A 23903-nucleotide genomic window follows, 5' to 3' on the forward strand; every position below is an offset into this window, starting at 1 on the left:
TCTCCCTCCTTATTGCTCGGCAAGCTGCTTGACGAGCCGCTGCATTTCCTTCATGAACTGGCGGTTGAACAACGCATTGTCCTTGACGTAAAGCTTGCCTTTATTCGCTCTGGCAATCCCGTCCTTCACGTAAGGGAAAGCCATAACGATGTTGAGCCCCATTTCCTTGAACACGTCGAAGTCGTAATCGATATTTTGCAAATTCATCATGATCACGTTCGTGAACTTCGCCGTACTAATGCCGACGGAAGAGGCGAAATCCAGCAGCTTTGCCATATTGATCGAGGCGTCCATCCGCTCCGTCGCCGTGAAGAAGCCGATATGGCAGGACTTCATGGCGCCGAGGCAGAACTCGAGCGGCGGAATGTTCGGAATATCGATCAGCACGATATCGAAAATCTGCTTCAGCGTGCCGAGCACCCGCTCCAGATGCTCGAAATCGAAATCGAAATATTCCTCCATCAAATCCTGCGGGCTTGGAGACAGCAGGAACAGCCGGTCGTACTTGGTCGTCTGTATTTCCTCGCGAATGTCGACCTTATCGCTTTTCAGCACCTTAATGAGTCCGCTTGACTTCTTCGGCGGCGCGCAATCCACATAGTGATAGAGGTTCGGATAAAAGACTTTGAGATCCACGATGCACGTATTGAGCCCCTTCTGAGCGAGCAGATAGCCCAGGTTGCTGATAAGCATCGCATTATCCACCCCGTCGCAAGCGGGCATAAAACCAATGAGGTTATAAATCAATTTGCTTTCCAGAAGCTCCGCGCCGATGAGATCCTTGGACGAAATCTTGGAGAAAATGCCGTCTACTACTTCTGTTGATCGTCGATCCATGATTCCACCTCTTTTTCAAGCGTCGGCAGCTGGTCCAGAATGATCGAGCTGTTCTTCCGGCTCAGAATCGTAATGAGGAAGGATTGATTCTCGAACCCTTGGTACTTGGCGAAATTGTTGATTTGCTCGCTGCTGCCCTCAAGAAGCAACGCCTTCGGCTTAATGCTGTCAATGAACTCTTCGCTCTTCATCACTTCCTGGCGCTTATCTTCGTCCAGCTTCTGCACTTCTTTGTAAACCTCGTAGATCGAGCGGCTGTTGCTGTTCAGCATATCCTTAATGACGATGCTGTCGAACAACACCTCCGTCTCCCTCACGGTAACGGTATCCGTGCTGGCCGGCATGTTCGGGTTGCCGCTTGCGGTGCTTACGTTTTTCTCACGGTCGTAGGACACCCGGATCCTTACGCGGTCTCCCGGCATGAGAATATCCCCGCCCACCTCGAGGAAGTTATAAGGCAAAGTGAGCACTTCGTTCTCATCCGCAACCTCATACAGCCATTCGTTCTTAAGCGGCTTCTCGTCCGTCAGCTGATCCTTGTACAGAATGCTGCCCTTGCGCAAATAATATTTGGTCAGCTGATCCGTCACATTGTCCATATCCTCGGCCAATATCATGTCTTCGGTATATTCTTTTTCGATCAGGTTGTACGTCTCGATATTTTTGCTCGTCAGAGGGGCAAAGGCCGGAATGCCGTCATTGCTTTTCACCCGGATAACTTGAACGACGTTTTCGGCTTTCCTGCTCGCATTATCGAGATACAGATAAGAGCTCACGACGACCAGCAGAGCAAATACAAAGGCCAATACTTTTTTGAACAAATTGCGGTTCGGCTTGGTGTTCTTCAGGGTGCTTAAATCCACTATTTCGTCCCCTCCATTAATCTAAGAAGAATGTTTCCATAGGCTTGCTCATGATCCCGGCTGGAGAATACGATTGGCAAGTCGGATTCAATCTGCGCGTCGAATTGCTCGGTGTAAGGCACATAACCGGCTACCTTCACCTCGTACATGAACGTATCCAGCAGGCCCGAGGTCATCACTTTGCTGACAGTCTCCGGTGTGAACAGCTCGTTCTGGAACCGGGAGCGGTCATTGTACCGGGTCACGAGCAGCTTGGACTTTGCATTCAGATAAGCGATCGATTCCTTATCCAGCGCGGCCTCCATATTTCTCAGCGTCGTAATGACGGAGTAAATGTTATTGCTCGCGCACAAGCCGACGGTGTCGATATGAATGAGCGCCTCTTGAAAGGAGCCCAGCACGTTCATCGGCATATCGATCAAAATTAAATTGAATCTGCTCCGCAAGACGGACAGCAGCGATATCAGCTTGCCTGCGTTCACATATTGCCCGAACAGCAGCCGGTCCTGGAACGAGTAACCGAGCGAGGTCAGCCACAGCTCATCCTTCAAGTGGCAGGCTGTGATCATATGGTCCTGCGGCCTGGCGAGCGTTCGAATCAGCGATGCGTTCATCGCCTCGTCTCTTTGCGTCTGTTCATGGAACCGGTTGAAATACAGGTTGGTCGTCCGATAATCGATATCGAGATCGATCATCATGACCGACAGTCCCCGCTTGCTCGCTTCGCTGGCCACGTTCACGAGAGAGCTCGTTACGCCGCTGCCTCTATGGCCGGTCATCGCCACGACTCGGCTCATGCCGCGGCTGACTCTCTCAAACGCTTTGTCCATTGAATCGGTCGCCGTTCGTTTGCTCTCCGCCTTCGGCTTCGAACGCAGCCGATCGAGGAAGGACGGTTTTTTGCTAGACGCGGCCTGTGCGTCTTGCTGCGTTTCCGTTGCCGATGGGCGAGGCGCTTCCGCTTTGCCCGTTGTCTGTCTGAACCAGGATGAAGGTGACGGCGGCTGCCGCCTGCTGTAACGCCGTAGAAGCTCTTGGATGAGAGAGACCGTCGGTCTCGCATAGGGGTGTAATTCTAGATGCAGATTCGGGTATTGAGCCGTCAGGCCCGAGCATTCTTTCTTCCACTGCAAATCTCTCGTAAGCAGAACGACCGGCACCGGGCTCTCCCCTCTTATCGGGGTAAGCTTCTGCAGCAATTCCGAGAGACGGCTGACATTCTGGTCATGTCTGGACGATAAAGCGTCATCCATGATGACGACCGCCTCGTATGCCCGAGGTACGGTATCGAGATATGCGGCTGTGTCTTCAAGCATAAGCGTCGAAGTATTATAGAAGTTCACCTTCGGCAATTCATACGCGGATATGATCTCATACATATTGCCAGAGACAAGAAGTATACCCATACGCCCACCTTTATGATTAATTAGTCTCATTGATTACAAATTAGAATTCTTTTTACATGTTAAACCAATTATATCAACTATACTACTTCAACAATTTCCATATTTCAACGTTTATAAATCATTTACATTTTTCGCTCCAACTCTTATTAATTTAGAAGAGATAAAATGGAAAGTTACTATGAAAACATAGAAAAAACCTTGATTTTTCTAGGATAATATATCCCGAATCAAGGTTTTTCAATACGACTTCAGAAAGATTGGCATAGGATAATAGAACTAAATTACACCAGTTATTTTGTCGAATATAATGGATAATTAAGTAAAATAATATCTATCTTTCGTCTTACCCTTTTGACTCCTTCTTACACTTGGCTGTTGATTGCCCCTCCCCAACCCCCATCCGTTGTAGAGCCTGAAAGCTAGGATGTTGAAAATTGTCATCGAGTGGGACTGTAGTCATGCCATTCGGCTTCATGCTTGCAAAATCCCTTGATTATGCAGCTCCTTCACGGCTTCATACAAGCTGGGATAAACGAAGTCGGGCTCGATGCCTGCCGGCGCCTTCTCTCCAATGAACACCGCGCGGACGGATGCGGCCTGCCCCGCCTCAATGTCCACGTCGCGGTCGCCAACCATAAAGCTCTGAGTCCGGTCGATGTCATACCGCATGATCAAATCCAAGAGCATGCCCGGCTTCGGCTTTCGACAACCGCAGCCATGCCGAGGCTTGTGAATACAGGCGCGAATCTCCCTCAGCTTTCCGCCGCCTTCCTCTATTAGCTGCTTCATATAGCGATGGATGCGCTCCAAGTCGCGTTTCGTCATATAGCCAAGACCTACGCCGCCTTGGTTCGTCACGACAAAGGTCTCATACCCCAGCTCGCCAAGCATCCGTATAGCTTCAGGCACACCCGGAAGCAAAACCAAATCTTTGGCCCTATTCACATGATGGCTTTCATTAATCACGCCGTCGCGGTCCAGAAAAAAAGCTTTCATTCAACGAGTGACTCCTCCATATAACGCATCATCTTATTTTCGCTACGCCCAACGCATAATGGCTCCAAAGGATATCCTCGACCAGCTCAGCCTGCGCGCCCTCGCAGTCAACAATTAAGATCACTTCGGAATGCTTCCCTTTTAGAACGCGTTTATTCTTCTTAATAACCAGTACCACAAGGAGGCGAATTGCAAATCCAAGAACAAACCCGGCAAAGGCGCCAATTAACCCCCAAAAAATAGGTCCCCAGGCCAGCTTGAACCCGACGCTTGCCCCGATTACAGCAAATGCGGTAGCAAGCCCCATGCCAATATCAATAAGACTGGTACCGTCGGAACGATGCAGATTATCAAACATTTTACGGCTTTCCTGTCTGTTGTCCAGCGGCACAGCAAATATGCTTTCTTTTGGAATTCCTCGCTTTTCTAATGTGGATATGGCCATTTCTAAAAATCCGCTTGTTTCAAAGGTTGAAAAAATCTGCAAGGAGCTCACTCCACCTTTTGTCCTTTAAGCAATCGAAACCGCTCCGACTGATAGTTTTCGGTCAAATAGTTCCTTAGCTCTTTTTCAAAAAGCTTATTATTCTCGATGCTATTAATGTAGCAATCATAAGCGGCGAACCCGTAGTGGGATGGGATAAACAGGAGCCATTCCGGCTTTAAAACGGAGGTCGCTTCTTTTATTTGGCCTAAGAACAAAAGCACGACGGCTTCTTGCACATGCGAACAATAATAAAATACAACGAGCCAAATGATAATAAATAAGGCGGTTAAGATCCGGTGAACATAGAGCTGTCCCAAACCTGGAATTAATAACGACCACATAACGGCAACCATGGGATTCCGTTTATCCAGGTAGTTAATTTCTAAAGCGCCTAAGGCAAATGAATTAAAGCGATGGTTCTCGCGCTCGGCTAAAAGATAAACCTTGTTCATATCTACGGTTGTCCGGTAACTGTCCCATATGCCAAAAATGTAAACCGGAATATACATGAGCAGCCACCTCGTATCCAGCACCTCCTTGGCCATGTCTATGTTGCCTTGAAAGGAATAAATCATGGCGCCGTTCACATGCGCTTTGATATTCACCGCAACCTCCCATATAAATAAGGCATACCCGCGCAAATACTTTGATAATAATAAGTGACCGAAGCCCGGGAACGCCGCGGACCACCAGGCAATAATGTACGGATTCCTCAAATGCAGCTGCGTTGTTCCTACAATACTGACATGAGCCTTGTATCTTCTGGCGCTATTGTCGTTTGAATAGTTGTTCATGGCTTTCACCCTTATCAAAAATAGGCTCCAAAAGGGTCCCTAAGCTTACGCTTTTGTCAATTCCTTACGGTCCGGGGACAAAGGCGTTTGTTCCAACCACTTATTTTTTATCATCAATCTCGCTCCAGCTTCAGCGTAGACACCGATCTCAGCGGTTAGACGCCCATATTCGGCATGTAGGTCATGACGCTGGCTTCCGGATACTGCCGCCCCGTAGTTATGGATGCCCAATGCATTCAAGCCATTTACATGAAATAGCATTAACTTATCTGAGAATGGCGAAACTGTGGAGTCCATAATATCATGGTCCCAAGTCATTGGGGCAGGCAAATCTTCTTTTCGGAGGGTGTTGCTGAAGGTATCCAGGTGCTTTGAAGCGATAACCTTACCGCGGTTGAAATACTCTCTAATTTCGTCAGATTTAGCAACTTGGCTGAAACTCATGATAAGAGCTTTACCTAAAGCGTTTGTTTGTGTATTCGAGAATAGATGCGTGATTTCCAGAGCATTTAAAGGGCGGACATGCCCGAAAAATCCCGCAAGAAATCCCTTCGTTTCGACAAACTCAACACCGTGGGAAACCGTAATATAGGGCGGCCGTATAAAAATCCCTTTCGATAGGGAGACGTCAGCGACTTTATTGTAGAGTTCCGTCAAAGACGCAATACACTCCGACATGAAATCCCGCACGTCCGAACGAGCCATGTTTGGTAATGCGATGGTATATAAACTGAATCCGCTTTTTGTCGTTTGATGGAGATAATTTAAATAGAAGGTGTCCGAGTATAATCTCGGAGCAGCAAGGTTTACATCCTCATCCGTAAACCCTACTGGAATCGGGAATTTCTCATGACTAAAGATATCAGTTATGGTCGAAACATGCTTCTTGGACAAAGAAAGCGCATATTCCACCAATTCCTTGATCTCTTGGTCTTCAACGTGTGTCATAAAGTATTCAAAAATACAAACAGACATCGAATTCCCCATGTAAGCTCCCCATAAATTTGCAATTTCTGCAGATGTCAGACGAATATTATGCTCGGTTAAATGATCTCTAGAACGCATGATTTGATCTCCTCCCTTATTCATTATGTATAACGTTACCATTAGGCTGAGATTTTAATCCTGTAAAAGAAAAGAGACCTCGCTTAAGTTCGGGTGAACTTATGCGGGGCCTCTTCCCGATTCTCTCATTTTTTGAATAGGTCGTCCTTGATGCTGATCTGAATCAGCTTCCAATAAAAACCTATCATCAAAAAAAGAGGCCTCGCAAAAGTTCGGTGAACGAATGCGAGACCTCTATTTTTACGAAATCCGTGACCAAAATGTGACCATTTTGACCACTTACAAGCTCAGAACCCTATAAAATTAAGGGTTTCCGGGCACTATTACATCATGCCGCCCATTCCGCCCATGCCGCCCATGTCAGGCATAGCTGGCTTTTCCTTCTCAGGCTTGTCGGCAACAACCGCTTCCGTCGTCAGGAACATAGCCGCTACGGATGCAGCGTTTTGCAGAGCGGAACGCGTTACTTTCGCAGGGTCAACAATACCCGCTTCGAACATGTTCACCCACTCGCCGGTAGCCGCGTTGTAGCCTACGCCGACTGGCTCGTTTTTCAGACGCTCGACGATTACGGAGCCTTCTTGGCCGGCATTTGCCGCGATTGTGCGGATCGGCTCTTCCAGAGCGCGAAGCACGATGTTTACGCCAGTCGCTTCGTCGCCTTGCGCGCTAACCGCTGCAACTGCTTTGTACACGTTGACAAGAGCCGTGCCGCCGCCGGATACGATACCTTCTTCCACCGCAGCGCGAGTGGAGTTCAGAGCGTCCTCGATGCGCAGCTTGCGCTCTTTCAGCTCAGTCTCAGTAGCCGCGCCGACTTTGATAACCGCTACGCCGCCGGAAAGCTTAGCCAGACGCTCTTGCAGCTTCTCTTTGTCGAACTCGGAAGTTGTTTCTTCCAGTTGCGCGCGGATTTGTTTCACGCGTGCATCGATGTCGGCTTTGTCGCCAGCGCCGTCTACGATAATTGTGTTTTCTTTCGTAATGCGGATTTGACGAGCGGAGCCCAGTTGGTCAACCGTTGTCGATTTCAGATCAAGGCCGAGCTCTTCCGTGATCACTTGGCCGCCTGTCAGAGCAGCGATATCTTGTAGCATAGCTTTGCGGCGGTCGCCGAAGCCAGGAGCTTTAACCGCTACGCAAGTGAATGTGCCGCGAAGCTTGTTCACGATCAGCGTCGCTTGCGCTTCGCCTTCCACATCTTCCGCGATGATCAGAAGCTGCTTGCCGGATTGTACAACCTTCTCCAGAACAGGCAGAATCTCTTGGATGTTGGAGATCTTTTTATCCGTAATCAGGATGTAAGGGTTGTCGAGAACCGCTTCCATCTTGTCTGTGTCCGTAATCATGTATGGGGAAACGTAGCCGCGGTCGAATTGCATACCTTCAACCACTTCAAGCTCCGTATTGAAGCCTTTGGACTCTTCCACTGTAATAACGCCGTCGTTGCCGACCTTCTCCATCGCTTCCGCGATCAGTTGGCCAACTTCTTCGTCAGCGGAGGAAATGGCCGCAACTTGCGCGATGGATTGTCTGCCTTCGATTGGCTTGGAAATAGCTTTCAGCTCGTCAACCGCAGCTTTAACCGCCTTCTCGATGCCTTTGCGGATAACCATAGGGTTAGCGCCTGCCGTAACGTTTTTCAGACCTTCGCGAATCATCGCTTGAGCCAGAACCGTAGCCGTTGTCGTACCGTCGCCCGCCACGTCGTTTGTTTTTGTCGCTACTTCTTTCACCAGCTGAGCGCCCATGTTCTCAAACGCGTCTTCCAGCTCGATTTCTTTCGCAATGGATACGCCGTCATTTGTGATGAGCGGGCTTCCGAATTTCTTCTCCAGAACAACGTTGCGGCCTTTCGGTCCAAGCGTAACCTTAACCGCATTTGCAAGAGCGTCAACCCCGCGCAGCATCGAGCGGCGCGCATCTTCGCTAAACTTGATTTCTTTAGCCATGTATATAACCTCCCGAAATGTATTAATTTAAGTATGTGTACGCGATATTAACCGAAGATCGCGTGGATGTCGCTTTCCTTCATAATCAAATACTCTTTGCCTTCGTATTTGATTTCCGTGCCCGCATATTTGGAGAACAGAACGCGGTCGCCTTCTTTTACTTCCAATGGAACGCGAACGCCGTCTTTCAGCGTACCGCTGCCTACAGCAACTACCTTACCTTCTTGCGGCTTTTCCTTAGCCGTGTCCGGCAACACGATGCCGCTCGCAGTCGTTTCTTCCTTCGCGATTGGTTCGATCAATACGCGTTCACCCAAAGGTTTGATCATTGAAAATAGCCTCCTTCTAAATTTGTCGCTTCTTGTGTTTTTTCGTTAGCACTCGTAAGCGATTAGTGCTAACAACCATTTTTATCATACTCATTTTCGAAATGAATTTCAAGTGCTTGGATTCAAATTTGCGCGAATTTTACAACCCGCCTATCCTTCCTCCAGAACCCTTCTCTAAGCTCTGCGAATCTTTGAAAACTCATTTAAGCGGGCCGGGGGCTGCAGCTTGGCTCCGGAGCTCCTGCATATCCTGCCTCGGCGGTCTTCCATACATACGGGCATATTCGCGGCTGAACTGGGACGGGCTCTCATAGCCTACTTGGAAGGCCGCATCGGAAGCCTGCAGCGATTCGGTCAACATCAGGCGCCGAGCTTCTTGCAGACGCACGGTCTTCTGGTATTGCAGCGGGCTCATCGCCGTCACGCGTTTGAAATGTTTATGGAATGCCGAGACGCTGAGATTGACGGTCTTTGCAAGCTGCTCGATGACGAGCGGACGGTCGTACTGTCTATTAATGAACTGAATCGCTTGAGCGATGCGGTGCGAATGGCTGCCGACGATCGCAAACTGATGCATGATTGCCCCTTGCTCGCTTTGAAGCACTCTGTACAAAACTTCACGGATAATAAGGGGAGCTAGAATCGGAATGTCCATCGGATCGTCCAGCAGCCGGACAAGTCTCATAACCGCTTCTAGCAGCGCGGGAGTCATTCCGTTTACGGTTATACCGCGGGAGGGCTCGGCAGGGACGTTATCCGGAAGACTCATCTCTTTCACCATATCCAAAATGACGTCGCTATCGAAGCCGAGCTTCAAGCTTAAATAAGGGATCTCTGCCGAGGCTTCTATAATTCTGCCGATAATCGGCAATTCAACCGAGGTGACCAGGAAAGTCGAAGGATCGTACCGGTAGCTTTCACCGGCCAGCGTGGCTGTTTTTGCTCCTTGTGCCACAACACAGATGGATGGCTTATAGACGGATTCGAGCGGTTCAGACCGATGCGCGGCATGCATCAGCGAGAGGGAAGGTATCTTCGTCTGATGTGTTCCGTTCAATGGGGCGTGCCGGCGAATCAAGCCTGCCAATTGTTGAAGGCCATGCTCCATATGCAGTGAATCTTCCATTATAGCAAGCTCCTTTCCGTAGAGCGTGTCGTTCCTTCCATCATAACGAGACCGAAGAGAATTAGGCAAGGATCGAACAGGTATGTTCTAACGGGCCGAGGCCGTTCTTAATTACAATAAGCTCATAAGGTCGATCGCAAGAACCGCAAACCGACAAAACAAAAGGTTAAAAGGAGCGAATGAAACATGAGTTTAGAAGGAAAAGTCGCAATCGTCACTGGAGCGTCGCGGGGCATCGGACGGCAGGCAGCTGTCCAATTGGCGCAAGCCGGGGCGAAGGTCGTGATCAATTACACCTCCAACCAGCAAAAGGCGGCCGAGGCCGTTTCGGAGATTGAGCGGTTAGGCGGAGAGGCGGCGGCAATCCGCGCCGATGTGAGCAGGGTAAGCGAAGTTGAGGCGCTGTTCTCAGAGACGCTGCAGCGGTTTGGCCGCCTGGATATTCTCATCAATAATGCCGGTGTTATGGAATGTGCGGCTATCGCGGATGTGTCAGAGGAGATGTTCGACCGGCAATTCGCGGTTAACGTGAAAGGAACGTACTTTGCTTGCCAGCAAGCTATGAACCATATGGCGAGCGGCGGAACCATTATCAATTTCTCCACCTCCGTATCAGGGGCCATGCTCCCGGCATATAGCGTATACGCCGCAACAAAAGGCGCAGTCGAGCAGATGACCCGTCAATTGGCCAAGGAATTTGGTCCGAAAGACATCGTCATCAACTGCATCGCGCCCGGGCAAGTGTCGACCGAGTTGTTCTTGAACGGCAAATCGGAGGAGCTGATCAACTCCTACCGCCGAATGAACGCCTTTGGGCGGCTTGGCGAGCCGGAGGACATCGCCAATGCCATCGAGCTGCTCGTCAGCGGCAAAGCCCGTTGGATTACAGGGCAAACGATTCGCGTCAACGGCGGATTCAATTAATATGGAATAGTCTTCCATTCAGCGGCAGCCTAGGACGATATCCGTCCGCAGCCTGCCGCCGCTTCATTTCCCCTGGCCGGCGAATGCAAACGCGAACGACGCTTCGAACTCTCCGCTTCGGCGTACTCCGGGCAACAAGCGGAAGTCAAGCGTATACCAGCGTCTCTCCTGCCCAAAATGATCCCGGTCCAAACGTTTCGTTATTTCCGGCTGCCAGAACGACGGGTCATATGCAATCCGCAGCGTATGCCGCTCCCCGCTTATCCCTATCGCGCCGTCCTTCAAAAGCCGGGGCTCGATCAGAGTTATGAATCTCTCTATCGTTTCATCGATACGGGCGGAGCCGGGTTCATCCCCGAACAAGAACCGGTCGCTAAGCGTAAGTCCCGGCGCCTCCCCTTTGCTCCATACAAAGCTTCTTTGCAGTCCGAGCAGTCCTGCCGATTCCGGATAGGCGCCGCTCAGCTCAAGCGCGAACCGGTCCTCCGATTCGCCAATGCTTGCCTCTAGGACCGCTGCTTTGCGATGCTCCCCCTCCTCCTGCAAAAGTCCGCCGGCGACCGGCACCGAATGGCCTTGCGAGCCGTTGCACCAGAACGAATAACGCTCCGGACCAAAATATTGCTTCGAATACAGCCCTCTCCCCAAATCCGCCACATACGTCTCGCCGTCCGCATGCAGAATGAAGTGTCCGCAGTCGTTATGGTTATGCGACTCCCCGTTATGCCCGCCTTTGGCGGCGAAGCAATAAACCGCACCGTGCCGAGACGCGTGCCTAGACATGAACCATTCCGCATCCGGCATATAATGGGCCTCTGCCGGCCAATCGGCAGCAGCTGCAATTGCCTGCGGTCTCTCTGTACCCGGCTTCACCGCGGCCCACAGCAGATTGCGGATGGCAGGCGCCCAGCGTCCGCAATGGTCGGCGGCGTACGGCTCCCTCCATGCGGCGTTCGGCAAAGCGACCTCGGGGTATTCCTCGCGCAGCCTCATCGTCAGCCCCATGAATATCCCGCTCTGCTGCGGCGAATCCGAGAAATTAATGATCGCGTCGCCGCACGAGAAACAGCGCTGCTGGAACAGCGCGATTTCCTTCACCTTCGGAATCGCAAAGCCGTCAATCCCGCCATGCGTCATTCGCTTCAGCAGATCGGCGTAATAAACGTAATACCCGAAGCCGTACTGCCAATACGAGTATCCTTCCACGCATGCGCCATCTTCGCCGTAGCCCGCTAAGAAGCAGTCCATCGAAGCATGCACGCGCTCCAGCACGGCCGCCAGCCGCTCCGGATCTTCTATCGCATATAAAGCCGCCGACCCGATCGAGCCCGCGCACACCGAAGACCAATTGTTCTCCAGCTTCTCCCATGGATACGGTCCTTGCTCAAGGAACGGCTGAAACAGCCGGCGCTCCGTCTCCGCCCGGATCCTCTCCTGCAGCCGTACATCGATCGAATGCTCCAGCAGCGCGGCGATCTCGGCTAACGCGAAGCCCGTCTCCGCCGCAAACAAGTCTATATTGCCGTAAGGCCCGCGCGTCTCGCCGTAATGCGCGGGGAGACACCAAGTAAATTCGCCGCAAATCGACCATGCCGTTTCATGAAGCGCATCACAATAAGCGTCCGCCTCCGGCTTTAGCCATGTCATCATTGCAAATGCATTCAATCGTTTTCTTCTCTCGAAGTATACCTTCTCATAAGACAGTCGTTCGCCGGTTTCCCGGAAGGCGCGAAACATCTCGTCCGTTAGCTCGGGGGCCGGCTCGCCAAGCATCCGGTCAGCCTCCGACTCGATTTCCCGGATCAAGCCTGCAACCGTTTCGTCGCGCAGCAGACGGCTGGCCGTTTGCCCAGGCGTCTCCTCTCCGCCTAACAAACGATATCCCCGCCCGCGGCCGGACATTGGCTCAAGCGTCTCCCGCAGCCCGATCTCGCTCCATTTCCTCATACCAATCTCCCCTATCCTTTGCGAAGCTGGCTTCTGTATTCGACAGGCGTTAAGCCCGAAAACGTTTTGAACAGCTTAATAAAATAGCTCTGATTATCGTAGCCGAGCGTTTCGCAAATTTTGCCGACCGGCGCCGCGCTTCTTTCCAGCATCTCCTTCGCCCGGTTCATCTTCATCCGCGTCACGTATTCAATAAACGTTTCGCCTGTCTCCTTCTTAAACAGCCTGCTGAAGTAGCTGGGATTCATGAACAGATGCTCCGCTACCTCCTCCAGCGTAATTTTCCGATCCAGATGCTGCGTCACGAAATGGCAGGCCTCGGCGATTTCCGTCCGTTTGCTGGCCGCGCCGCCGTACCGGTCCGCCGCAATAATGGAGAGACATTCGCTGATGAGCCATTCCTTTACCTCCGTCACCGTATCCAGCTCAAGCACTTCATTCGGGAGGACATCCGCACTGCCTGCGGCGCGGTAGTCCAGCACGGACTGCAGCTTCAGCCGCGTATCCAGCAACAGCCGAAGCACCCAATCCTTAACGGCGGCGGGATCAAGCTGATGCTTCTCGGCCTCCTCCAGCCAGTTATTCACCGTCGAATGAATCTCGCCGACTCGTTTGCCTATTATTAAATCTCTCAGCTTCTCGCTTGATTTCTGAAATTCATAAAATAAATCGTACGCTCCGGGCGATCTTCCCTCCGCCCGCGCAATCGCCCCGCTTTGCCGGTAAAACCGGGAAAGTCCGTCTTTTCGTATTTGAAGCAGGGAGGACTTAATGCCTTCGGGCGATGAGCAGCTTTCGCCGATAAGGAAGGACATGTTCAGCTTCATCGTGCCCACGGCCTCCTGCAGCTTCCTCAGCAGCAGGCGCGTCTCCTCATAGCCGTTAACCTTGAGCCCTCCCTGGAACGCCGCAAGCAGCACGGTTTCCTGGGCGCTGTAATGAAAGTGGACGGCTTTCAGCCCGTATTGCCGGACCGTCTCCTCCATGACATTATCCAGCGCGAACCGGAGCACTTCGTCCGATTGGAATCGATGCTTCGCCGCGCGGAATTCGTCGACGAGCCCGATAACGGGAATAATCGTCTCCCCTTCCTGAAGCGGCAATCCGAAGCCCGCGAGCTCAGCCTTCCATTTCTCCCTATCCAAGAGCGGCTGCTGAAGCGTCGAACGAATAAACTTCTCCTTGAGCAGCGAGCGGTTGCGGTCGACCAGCAGCTCCATACGAATCTGCTTCGATTGCAGCTCGCGCTCCTGCTCCAGGCTTCCGATAAATTGAGACAGCAGCACCCTTATGCCCGCCGGATCCAGCGTATCCTTGAGCAAGTAATCTTGAACCTGCAGCTTCATCGCCTGTCTGGCGTATTCAAACTCGCTGTGGCAGGATAAAATCGCCGCGCGCAAATTCGGCTTTTTCTCCTTCAGCCTGGCGATCAGCTCCAAACCGTCCATCTGCGGCATGCCGATATCGGTAATGAGGATGTCCGGCATCTCCGCTTCTGCTGCCTCGAGCGCCCGAACGCCGTTTTCGTGCAGCCCGATAACGGACAGCCCCAAGCGATCCCAATCGATCGCATAATGAATCAGCTCCAGCACCGGATAGTCATCATCGACGAGCATGACCTTATACATCCTTTTTCGCCTCCTCCACCAGCTTTGGAATATTCATCGTCATCTTTGTCCCGCTGTCCGGCTCGCTTTCCAATTCGAGACGGAACGATTCGCCGTAGGTCATTTTCATCCGCTCGCATACATTGGCGAGCCCGATGCCGGACAGCTTGCCGCCCGAATTGTTCCCGTTGCCGCTTCGTTCTCCTCCGGCCTCCAGTCTTCCGCGCAATTCCTCCAATCGGTCCCGGTCCATTCCTTTTCCGTTATCCTCGATCCGAATGAAAGTCTCCTGCGCCGTCGACCAAGACGATATCGTAATGATGCCTGCCCGCTGGCTAAGCCCATGTATAAGCGCATTTTCGATAAAAGGCTGGAGAAAAAATCGCGGCACTTTGCACATAAGCGTATCCGGAGACGGGTCGAGCCTAAGCTCCGCCTTCTCCTTCTGGCGCATATTCATCAGCTGCACATAATCCGCCACGGTCGACAATTCTTCATGGAGCGGAATCGTATCTTTATTTTGCAGGATGGTCATGCGCAGCAGCTTCGATAAGGAGCTGATCATCTCCGCGCTGTCGAGGTCCCCGCCTCGCATCACTTTCATCCGAATGGAATTGAGAACATTAAACAAGAAATGCGGGTTAATCTGCGCCTGCAGCATAGCGAGCTCCGCCTTTCGTTTGCGGGATTGCGTCGCGGTGACCTCGGCAATCATCTCTTTTACGCGGTCCAGCATCAAGTCGAAGGATTGCCCCAAATAACCGATCTCGTCGCTCCCTCTAATATTCGAACGAACCTCCAAATTGCCTCGCTGGACCGTCTCCGCCATCTTCCCCAGCCGGACTAGCGGCCTTGTAAAGTTGCCCAGCAAGTAGACGAGAAGCAGCACAAATACAATAAAAGAGACGAGCTGCAGCACGGCGACCCGGTTAAAGATCGAATTCAGCTTGAACACCGCTTGCTTATAAGGAGTCAGGGATACAAGCTCCCATCCCGTCAGCGTCTGCTTTTGCGCCGTTAAAATATAGCTTTCCTCGCCCACGTTCACAATCTCCGAACGCGACACCGCCTCCGATTCCCCGTCATGCGTAAAGCTTTGCCCGATTCGCTCCTTCTCCAAATGGGACATGATAACCCCTTCTTCGTCGAGAAGCATCGTCTCCTGGCCGTCCGACAACCGGTTGAATATGTCGCTGACCTGCTTTTCCATAATGGTTACGAAGACGTACCCGTACGGCTTGACGCCCGCGCGGAGCGTACGTCCCATCGAAATCTGATAAGGACTGCTCACACGCTCGATCGGAAAGACGGTCGGCGTCGTCCCGATCCATAACGACTCCATCCCCGTCAGCGTATCCAGCTCGTTGAACCAAGCCTCTTCCCTTAGGCGAATCGGATCAAAGTCGGAGATCGAATAGTTCGTAAACTTCGTGCCGTCGTTAAGCAGAATGGTGACATACGCTTTGTCGCCGTACATCGTCATATTGTCGATTTTGCTCGTAATTTTCGTTTGATCAAGAAAGCGTTCATACTCCCCGTTCGGACCTTCGTACACCTTCCCCGCCGCAATCTCCTTCAGCACGCCGCTCATCGCCGGATCGTTCTGCACCGTATTCGTAATGTAAAGCATATAATCGAACAAATTCGCGACATAGCCGTCCACAAGCTGCAGCTTCTGGCGGGACTGCACGACCGCTTCCTCCTTGACCGCGTCTTTGGTCAGCATGTTGTATATGATGAGCGTCATGAACGCCGGAACGAGAATACAGACGACGGCTGTGACCATAAGCCGGAAGCGGAACGATCTGGACCATAACCAAGGCTTGGTTGGAGCGGCAGGCATACTTGTTTCCTCCTGAAGCAGCATGATGTTGGACAAAAAAAGGGCGCAGATCTTACACTGCACCCCCTCTATCTACTATCAGTATAGCCTATTAGAAGTTGTTCAAAAAGTCCGATTTTGATCACGAAGCATACCGAGGAGCTTATTCGACATCGAATATTGAATTCAGCCGGAAATTCCGGTGCTCACGTAGCTTCCACTACGCTCCGCTCCTCATTTCCTAGCTTCATCCAATCTTCTCGGTGCTGAAAACCGGACTTTTTGAACTTGTATTCTTATTTGTTGGCATCAATAATTTTTTGGACACGGTCGTTCAAGTTCGCGATGACGTCGTCAATGCCTTGCTGGTCGTAGATCAGCTTCTCGTATTCCTCATTGATCACTTTATAGACTTCCGATTGATAGGTGACCGGCGGAATGATTTTCGAAGACTTCGCGTTCGTGAGCGTGCCTACCAATGATGCTTTATCCACTTTTTCCGGAGTCAGCGTGCCGCTTAGAATGGTGTCGATGATGCTCTCCATTTGCGACTGGTCGACGCCGTTCCAGGCCGGAACGTTTTTGCCTTGGGCAATTTGTCCCTCCGTCGTGTACCAGCGGACGAACGTATAAGCCGCTTCTTTATTTTTCGAGCGCTCGGCTACGGAGACGTAGTCTGTCGTTACCATCGTATAGCCGCCCTCATCGGACGCGCTGTTTTTCGGAATCGGCGCTACCGCTACTTCAAAGTTCAGCGGGAATTGCTCGGTGCCGCCGATCTCCGTATTCATCCAGCTGCCGATCATGATCATGCTGGCCGCCTGGTTGAAAAATTGGTTGCGGTAGTGCAGCTTCTGAGACAGCATGTCGGTATACGGAGTCGCGGATTTATCCGTCTTCTCCATTTGAACGCGCATCTCCAGCGTTTTGCGGAACAAAGGATTGTCGAAATTCATGCTGCCGTCTTCCTTCAGGAATTCGGTGTTGTCCGGCTGGTTCGCCAGCGCCAGCTTCATATATTCCATCCAGCCGCCGTTCTGCGGGCCATGGAAGTAGGTGCCGTAACGCTTGGACGCGCCTTCGCCGGTCGTCAGCGTCTTCGCGTAGCTCATGAAGTCATCCCAGGTCCAGTCGGTCGGAACCGCAAGTCCCGCTTCGTCCAGATGCGTCTTGTTGAGCAGCACATACCAAGGGTTGAACTTGCCGGGCAGCGCGTACACCTTGCCGCTCAGCGTCGTATCGACCTTATAGTCTTCATTGACCTTGTAGCCCTCTGCGGCGATGAACTCGTCCAAAGGCGCTACCATGCCAAGTCCTACGCGCTGCGCATAGCTGGCCGGGTCGCTGAACATGATGACGTCCATATCCTCGCTGGAGGATGCGGCCAGGTCGAGCTTTTGGATCGCTTCCTGCGTATCGCCTTTTTCGCTTAGCACGTTAACGTTCACTTTAATGTTCGGATATTTCTCTTCGAAAGCGGCGATCGTTTGAGTCCAGTTATAATTGGCCTCGTTACCGAAGGTATGAAGCTGAATCGTAACCTGCTCCTCGCCCGTCTTCGGCGACTCGCTGGGCGCTGACGATTCGCTTCCACCATTTCCTCCATTGTTGCCGCTGCTATTGCCCCCGCTATTGCCGGAGCAGCCAGTCAGTGCTATAACCGCTGATAATGCAAGAACGAAAAACCTCTTTTTCCCCTTCAACATCGTACCCCTCCTCGGTTAGATCTTCACTAGACTTATAGAAAGCCGAATCCGTCTTCTTTATTGTTTGTATCCGCTTTCCTATCTGTATTGTAGCAACCGCCTTCCGGCTCGCCATGCTACAATCTTGACTACAAATACGGTTATTTTGACCACATAAAAAACTGAAACATCCGAAAGCATTGCCCGGATATTCAGTTTTTTATTGGCGTCTAAACCTTCCGCTTAAGCGCGGTCGCCCATCATCGAATTACTTCGATCTGGTTTGGACACCACATCCGCCCCGCCGATTACCCCTTCACCCCGCCAAGCGCAATGCCTTCAATTACGCTCTTCTGGCCGATGACGAAAATGATAAGCAGCGGCACAATCGCCGAGACGGCGGCGGCCATCATTAAGGAGTAGAACTCGCCGTTGATTGTCGTAAACTTTTGCATCGCCAGCTGAATGGTATACAGCTTATCGGTCCGAAGGAAGATGAGCGGGTTCTGGTAGTCGTTCCACGTCCAGATAAATCTTAGAATCGCGTACGTCGCGATCGCCGGACGCACAAGAGGAAACGCGATCCGCCAAAAAATTTTCCAATGGCCGGCGCCGTCGATTTTGGCCGACTCGATAAATTCGTTATGAATGCCCATAAAAAACTGCCGAAGCATAAACGTTCCAAGCACGCTGAAGCTGCAAAGCAGAATCAAGCCGAGATGGCTGTCGAAAAAGCCGATTTGACGGTACAAAATAAACTGCGGCACCAAAATCGCCTGCTGCGGGATCATGTACGTCGCCAGCACGATCAGGAACAAATATTTGCTTGCCGCAAATTGAATTTTCGAGAAGCCGTACGCGGCCAGCGCGGAAACGATCGATGAGATGACCGTCGTCGCCACCGTAACCTTTATCGTATTCCAATAGTACTTGTAGAACGGAAATTTTCCAACCCACACCTCCTTATAATTCTCAATCGCATGCCATTGCGTCGGCAGCCATTTGATCGGATAGGCGAACACCTCGGCTTCGATTTTGACGGAGGCAGACAGCATCCAGAGGAATGGCATCAGAAACAAAATGCTTAAAGCAAACATAACGGCGGTTAAGACGCCTTTTCGAACTCTCGCAATCGTTGTGGCTGTCAAGATACTTCCTCCCCTCTAGTAGTTCACCCATTTTTTTTGGCCGATCCATTGCAAGAGCGTGATCGCGAGGACGCAGAAGAACAAAACAACCGCCATCGAGGAGGCGTAACCGATCTTTAGATTCACGAAAGCCGTGTCGTACAGCTGCCATACGATCATGGTCGTGGAATTCAGCGGACCGCCTTTGGTTAAAACCGCGATCAGCTCGAACACTTTGAAGGTGGAGATAATGCCCGTCACCAGCAGGAAAAATGTCGTGGAGGACAGCTGCGGGAACGTAATGCTTTTGAATTTGGTCCATGTGCCCGCCCCGTCGATTTCCGCCGCTTCGTACAAATCCCGCGGTATGGACTGCAGTCCCGCGATATAGACGATCATGTTAAAGCCGATCGATATCCAGATCGAGATCATCATCAGCGACGGCAGCGCGTACTTCGGATCGGCGATCCACTTCGGCGGATTCTCGATGCCGAGCGCCATAAGCGTTTGATTCACCGGACCGGCTGACGGGTTAAAAAGAACCTGCCATACGATCGCAACCGCTACGATGCTGGAGATATACGGCATGAAATAGGCGACTTTGAAATACGATTTCATATAAATGTGCTTGTCGATGACGATCGCCAGAAACATCGAGATGGCCAAGTAGATTGGGACGGCGAGCAGGAACACGGCATTGTTGCGCAGCGACTTCAAGAACGCGTCGTCCTGAAACAGCCTTTCGAAATTATCAAAGCCTACCCATTTGATATCCTTAATTCCCGCGATAAAATTCCAATCGGCGAGCGATAACAGAAAGGTTGCCACGATCGGAATAAGCGTCAGTACGGTAACGCCGATCAGCATCGGACCGATAAATAGAAAGCCGGCGATCGTTTCCTTTCGCTTCAAACGGCTGCCCGTCCGCTTAGGCTTTACAACCGCCGACGCATGAGCCGCAGTCTTTGTTGTTTGCATCTCTTCCTCACCTCTTGTCGTTGTCTTATCCGTATTATAAGAGACAATTCAACCCGAGCCTTAACGCTATTTTGATCCGCTATGCCGTAATTTTGACTTTCTCATATGCCGGAAAAAACAAAAAAAGCCGCCCCGTTTGTCTGGAGCAGACAAGAGGACGGCCTTACCATCATAAGCTATGATCCTGCCATTTCATTACCCACTCTGTTTACCCGAACCCGTATTTCCCCGAGGTCGCCTCCGTCCCAGACCGTCAGCTCGCCGCCCTTCCATTCCGCGCGGGGAGGAGCATGCCACTCCGCGTCAAGGCTGGCGGCGCCGGGTTTGCCGTAAACCGCGCTGACGAGCCACGTCACACCCGGCTGCAGACTTGCCGTCAAGGTCGGGATAACCGTCCGGGGATACAGAATATTGGAGTTGGCGTTTGGCTGTACAAGCCTCGCCGAGCTCCAGCCATAAAGCGACAAGACACCGCTCGCTCCTGTCTCGGAGCATACGGCCGCGCGGCTGTCCGCGGCATCCGTCAGCCACTGCTGGTCTATCCCAGCCGCAAAGCCGCCATCCGCAGCGTCGAGGCTGCGCGCCGATTCGATCCGGTGAATCCGGACATGCCAAGGCATACCCGTGACCAGCCAAGTCCGCACCTCGACGTCCTTCCAAGGGAGCCAGCGCATCTGAATAACGTCGCCTTGAATCTCGCAGGCTTCAATCGTCCGTTTTCCCCGATACAGGTTATCTCCTTCGCTTAACGCCAGCATGTTGTCGAAAGCGCCTTGCGCTAGTCCCCATTCCGCCCGCGGGACGCTGAAGCCGAAGGCGGTCGAATAGACGAACTTTTCGTACTTGGGCGCGACATGCGTATGCTCGTTGGTATGCCGGTAACCGGCAACAAACGCCGCCACATGCCCGGCTTCATGATGAACGACCATCCTTGGCTCTATCATCCTGCGGCTCGCATCCAGCTTCGGAAGCGGAAGCTCCTCCGCCTGCCAGAACGGGTGGTCGTCGGCAAAGGCCAGCGGCAAAAAAGACTTCAGCGCCCAATATGGCGAGCATGGCGAATTGTAATTTTCGGCCATCACCAGATTCGGGTATGCGTAGCCGATGGACAGCGTTCCATCCGCGTTAAATATGGGCTGGGAGAACCACCACCGCATATTGCGCAGCAGCAGCCCCTTCATAACGCCGAGCGGCAGCGCTTCGCCCCCCGCAAAGGCCATCGCGCCCCAGAAGGCGGATTGCGAGAACCTGTACGTGAGGCTTCGCCCATACGGAAGCGCCGCTCCGTCATCCGCGAACCAGTTGATGAAGTCTTGCGCAAACAGCGCCGCTCTTTCCTTATACAAGGCGGAGCGAGCCGGATCATCCTGCTCCATGAGCGCAGCGTACAGCAGGCCATAGAAATGAATCGCGAATGGCCCGTAATAATCGCAATGCGCGTCTAAGCCGTCCGTATACCACCCGCCGGATAAGTAGAACTGCTCGATCCGATCCAGGTTGCGCTCCATTTGTTCCCGGTCATACGGCATTCCCGCTTGCTTGAACCCGAGATTTACGATTACCTGGAAGAACAGCCAGTTGCAATCCCATGCCTTCCGCTGATTGATCTGCATGAGCCAGTCATAGAGCCGCTGTCTTTCGATGTCCGCAAGCGGCTTCCACAGCTGCTCGGGAGCCAGCGCCAGCGCGTAGCCCAGCGCCGCCATCTCGACGAGAAGCTGGTCATAATCGCCGGCTTCGCCCCAATAATCTTCATGCGACGGATTCGCGCCGTTACGAAGCCCCTCTACGCAGAACGCGCGGAGCTCGCTGTCTCCTCCGCCGGCCAGCAGCGGAACCAGTCCCCACAAGACGCGGGAGAAGCCCTCCATCTCCGCCTTCGCGCGGGAATAGGAGACGCCGGTACCGCCAAGACGCAATCTGGCTTTCCCCGGGCTGTAATAAGGGATCAAAGGACGGGTCAGCTCCTCGAATGCCGCGCGCATATCTTCCTTCGTCCGAAGCGGATTGTTCCGCAGCTCTTCTCTAGTCATCCGGCCGTCCTCCTACCAGAACAGCTCGCCGTGCTTCAGCAGGCGCGAGATGCCCTCCGCGAAAAAATAATCGCCGTAAATAAGGGGCACATCGATATTTCTGCCTTCCGGGAAATGGCTGGTGCCGTGCAGAATCAGGCCTTCTTCATCCTCCCGGTCCCATGCGCCGTAAGCGGAATAAAGCGACTCGAGAATGCGTTCGCCCTCCTTACGGTACAGCCCCGCCTCTGTCTCATGAACCAGCTCCGATATCAGCAATAGACCGCAGGCCGCGCAAGCTCCCGCAGAGGAATCGCGGTATTTCGCCACCCCGGCCGGCAGCCGGAAATCCCAATGCGGCACCCGGTCCTCAGGCAGGTTCGCGAGGAAGAAATGCGCGGCCCTCTTCGCCGCGTTCAAATAACGCTCCTCCCCCGTATATTTATAGCTGATCGCCATGCCATAAATCGCCCAAGCGGTTCCTCTGGACCAAGCGGAATCAGGCGCGTACCCTTGCCCTCCGTTAACGCCCAGCTTCTCGCCCGTCTTCGAGTCGAAAATAACGATATGGTTCACCGATCCGTCATCGCGTATAAAATGCTCCAGCACCGTATCCGCATGCTCCATCGCCACATGCTTGTAGCGGGGATCGCCGGATGTCTCCGACGCGAAGTACAGCAGCGCCAAATTCATCGCGCAGTCAATAATCGCCCATCCCGAGTTGTCCTCCTCAGGCCGCCAAGGGTTCCATGCGCGAATATAGCTGCCCTTCACATTGAAACGGCCGCTGAGCAAATTCGCCGCAAGCATCGCGCGGCGCCTCGACTCGTCATCCCCAAGCAGCTTATAGCGGGCAACGCTCGTAAGCTGCCACATAAATCCTAAATCATGATCCAGCCGGTCGAACCCGGATATGACCGCATCCAGCTGGCTCTCGCAGCTTTCCGCATAGCTTCGCAGCGCTTCATCCTTCGTATCCCGGTAGACAAGCCATAAGAGGCCCGGCCAGAAGCCGGCCGTCCACCAGTGCGCCGGCTCCAGCACATATTCGCCGTTCACGCTTGCGTGCGGGAACCGGTCTTGAATGCGGCCGCTCGTCCGTTTCACCTTCCGTACAATTTGATCCCAAGACTCCTGCGCCCATACTGGCGTTTGCTCCGCTTCTCTCATCTCAACCACCTCGGTCAGTTTGTGGATAGGAACCGCTTTCCTTTATGTATTCAGTGTAGACTTGCCGCTTAATCGCAGAATAACATTTTTTTGACCATTGATGGCAAAATTTTTACTTCCTGTCTTCGGGCGCAAAAAAGCCGAAAGCGGCGGCCCGCTCTCGGCTTGTACGTAAATTCTAATTCCCTTTATAATGAAGCCCCTGCAAAATAAAATCGGTCATGTCCTCGATCATCGCCTCGATACCGGGCTCCTCTTCCTCCTGCAGAACCTTCCAATAGTCCTGGTTGCGGTGGAACAGCAGAATCCCTGTAACGGACATAAACACGGAATCTAGCGAACGATAGCTGAACACGCCCTGCTCTCTGCCTTTGGCGATCCATTTGCGAAGAAGCCCCCACATCGGCATCACATGCTCCCGGATCTTTTGAATGCGCGGCGTATTTAAAATGATTTCCTGCTGAATGATGCTGATCAGCTGCGGGTCGGACTGCCTGAATTTCGTAACCTCCCGAATGACCAGCTTTACGCCCTCGATCGGCTCCATGTCCGGATCGACAGCCGCCAATTGATCATTGGGGAAAAACATCTCAAACAACGCCCCGAACAGATTTTCCTTGCCTCCAAAATGGTACGATACAAGCGCCACATTCGCTCCCGCTTCCTCGCATATTTGCCTAATGGTCGTTCCTTCGAAGCCTTGAAGTGCAAACAGCTTTTTGGCTGCTTGGAGAATGCGTATTTTAATATCGGTTTCTTCGGCTGCTGTCATATCT

The 23903-nt window shown here is 52.4% G+C and carries 20 protein-coding genes; 1 reads left to right on the forward strand and 19 read right to left on the reverse strand.

What is annotated here, in order from left to right; translation table 11 throughout:
- Nucleotides 1-9: 9 nt before the first annotated feature.
- The 10 genes from D3P08_RS19165 to D3P08_RS19210 all read right to left on the reverse strand — a co-directional run bounded on the left by D3P08_RS19165 (nucleotide 10) and on the right by D3P08_RS19210 (nucleotide 9855).
- The gene (locus D3P08_RS19165; protein ID WP_119601508.1) at nucleotides 10-837 is read right to left on the reverse strand and encodes a CpaE/TadZ family protein; all 828 of its coding nucleotides are present in this window, start codon (nucleotides 835-837) and stop codon (nucleotides 10-12) included.
- Nucleotides 813-1700, reverse strand: a complete 888-nt coding sequence (locus D3P08_RS19170) for a CpaB family protein (protein ID WP_119601510.1) — start codon at nucleotides 1698-1700, stop codon at nucleotides 813-815. Before D3P08_RS19170 ends, D3P08_RS19165 begins: the two co-directional genes overlap by 25 nt.
- Nucleotides 1700-3106 carry a CpaE/TadZ family protein gene (locus D3P08_RS19175; RefSeq protein WP_162848534.1) on the reverse strand — a complete coding sequence of 469 codons (1407 nt, stop codon included), beginning with the start codon at nucleotides 3104-3106 and terminating at the stop codon, nucleotides 1700-1702. Before D3P08_RS19175 ends, D3P08_RS19170 begins: the two co-directional genes overlap by 1 nt.
- A gap of 471 nt (nucleotides 3107-3577) precedes the next feature.
- Nucleotides 3578-4102, reverse strand: coding sequence for a D-glycero-alpha-D-manno-heptose-1,7-bisphosphate 7-phosphatase (locus D3P08_RS19180; RefSeq protein ID WP_119601514.1), 525 nt, complete (start codon nucleotides 4100-4102; stop codon nucleotides 3578-3580).
- A gap of 28 nt (nucleotides 4103-4130) precedes the next feature.
- Nucleotides 4131-4589, reverse strand: a complete 459-nt coding sequence (locus tag D3P08_RS19185) for a hypothetical protein (RefSeq protein ID WP_119601516.1) — start codon at nucleotides 4587-4589, stop codon at nucleotides 4131-4133.
- A gap of 5 nt (nucleotides 4590-4594) precedes the next feature.
- Nucleotides 4595-5383: a hypothetical protein gene (locus D3P08_RS19190; RefSeq protein ID WP_119601518.1), complete on the reverse strand. Its 789-nt coding sequence runs from the start codon at nucleotides 5381-5383 to the stop codon at nucleotides 4595-4597.
- Nucleotides 5384-5428: 45 nt separating this feature from the next.
- Complete coding sequence (locus tag D3P08_RS19195; RefSeq protein ID WP_162848535.1) at nucleotides 5429-6448, reverse strand: DUF3231 family protein; 1020 nt, start codon at nucleotides 6446-6448, stop codon at nucleotides 5429-5431.
- A gap of 323 nt (nucleotides 6449-6771) precedes the next feature.
- Complete coding sequence (gene groL, locus D3P08_RS19200) at nucleotides 6772-8400, reverse strand: chaperonin GroEL (RefSeq protein ID WP_119601522.1); 1629 nt, start codon at nucleotides 8398-8400, stop codon at nucleotides 6772-6774.
- A gap of 47 nt (nucleotides 8401-8447) precedes the next feature.
- Complete coding sequence (gene groES / locus D3P08_RS19205; RefSeq protein ID WP_119601524.1) at nucleotides 8448-8729, reverse strand: co-chaperone GroES; 282 nt, start codon at nucleotides 8727-8729, stop codon at nucleotides 8448-8450.
- A 199-nt stretch (nucleotides 8730-8928) separates the two neighbouring features.
- Nucleotides 8929-9855 carry an AraC family transcriptional regulator gene (locus D3P08_RS19210; protein ID WP_119601526.1) on the reverse strand — a complete coding sequence of 309 codons (927 nt, stop codon included), beginning with the start codon at nucleotides 9853-9855 and terminating at the stop codon, nucleotides 8929-8931.
- A 186-nt stretch (nucleotides 9856-10041) separates the two neighbouring features.
- Between D3P08_RS19210 and D3P08_RS19215 the strand changes: the two genes are divergently transcribed.
- Nucleotides 10042-10779 carry an SDR family oxidoreductase gene (locus tag D3P08_RS19215; protein ID WP_119601528.1) on the forward strand — a complete coding sequence of 246 codons (738 nt, stop codon included), beginning with the start codon at nucleotides 10042-10044 and terminating at the stop codon, nucleotides 10777-10779.
- Nucleotides 10780-10842: 63 nt separating this feature from the next.
- Here D3P08_RS19215 and D3P08_RS19220 read toward each other — a convergent pair whose 3' ends face one another.
- The 9 genes from D3P08_RS19220 to D3P08_RS19260 form a co-directional block, all read right to left on the reverse strand.
- The gene (locus D3P08_RS19220; RefSeq protein WP_119601530.1) at nucleotides 10843-12726 is read right to left on the reverse strand and encodes a heparinase II/III domain-containing protein; all 1884 of its coding nucleotides are present in this window, start codon (nucleotides 12724-12726) and stop codon (nucleotides 10843-10845) included.
- A gap of 11 nt (nucleotides 12727-12737) precedes the next feature.
- Nucleotides 12738-14354 carry a response regulator transcription factor gene (locus tag D3P08_RS19225; RefSeq protein ID WP_119601532.1) on the reverse strand — a complete coding sequence of 539 codons (1617 nt, stop codon included), beginning with the start codon at nucleotides 14352-14354 and terminating at the stop codon, nucleotides 12738-12740.
- The gene (locus D3P08_RS19230) at nucleotides 14347-16176 is read right to left on the reverse strand and encodes a cache domain-containing sensor histidine kinase (RefSeq protein WP_119601534.1); all 1830 of its coding nucleotides are present in this window, start codon (nucleotides 16174-16176) and stop codon (nucleotides 14347-14349) included. The genes D3P08_RS19225 and D3P08_RS19230 overlap by 8 nt, the downstream gene beginning before the upstream one ends.
- 275 nt (nucleotides 16177-16451) lie before the next feature.
- The gene (locus D3P08_RS19235; protein WP_119601536.1) at nucleotides 16452-17861 is read right to left on the reverse strand and encodes an ABC transporter substrate-binding protein; all 1410 of its coding nucleotides are present in this window, start codon (nucleotides 17859-17861) and stop codon (nucleotides 16452-16454) included.
- 287 nt (nucleotides 17862-18148) lie between these two features.
- Nucleotides 18149-18937, reverse strand: a complete 789-nt coding sequence (locus D3P08_RS19240; protein ID WP_119601643.1) for a carbohydrate ABC transporter permease — start codon at nucleotides 18935-18937, stop codon at nucleotides 18149-18151.
- 66 nt (nucleotides 18938-19003) lie between these two features.
- The gene (locus tag D3P08_RS19245) at nucleotides 19004-19945 is read right to left on the reverse strand and encodes a carbohydrate ABC transporter permease (protein ID WP_119601538.1); all 942 of its coding nucleotides are present in this window, start codon (nucleotides 19943-19945) and stop codon (nucleotides 19004-19006) included.
- 176 nt (nucleotides 19946-20121) lie between these two features.
- Nucleotides 20122-21978, reverse strand: a complete 1857-nt coding sequence (locus D3P08_RS19250; RefSeq protein WP_119601540.1) for a DUF2264 domain-containing protein — start codon at nucleotides 21976-21978, stop codon at nucleotides 20122-20124.
- Nucleotides 21979-21990: 12 nt separating this feature from the next.
- Complete coding sequence (locus D3P08_RS19255; RefSeq protein WP_119601542.1) at nucleotides 21991-23127, reverse strand: glycoside hydrolase family 88 protein; 1137 nt, start codon at nucleotides 23125-23127, stop codon at nucleotides 21991-21993.
- 178 nt (nucleotides 23128-23305) lie between these two features.
- Nucleotides 23306-23899, reverse strand: coding sequence for a TetR family transcriptional regulator (locus D3P08_RS19260; protein ID WP_119601544.1), 594 nt, complete (start codon nucleotides 23897-23899; stop codon nucleotides 23306-23308).
- Nucleotides 23900-23903: the final 4 nt, after the last annotated feature.

The sequence above is a fragment of the Paenibacillus nanensis genome, from assembly GCF_003583765.1.
Classification (GTDB): Bacteria; Bacillota; Bacilli; order Paenibacillales; family Paenibacillaceae; genus Pristimantibacillus; species Pristimantibacillus nanensis.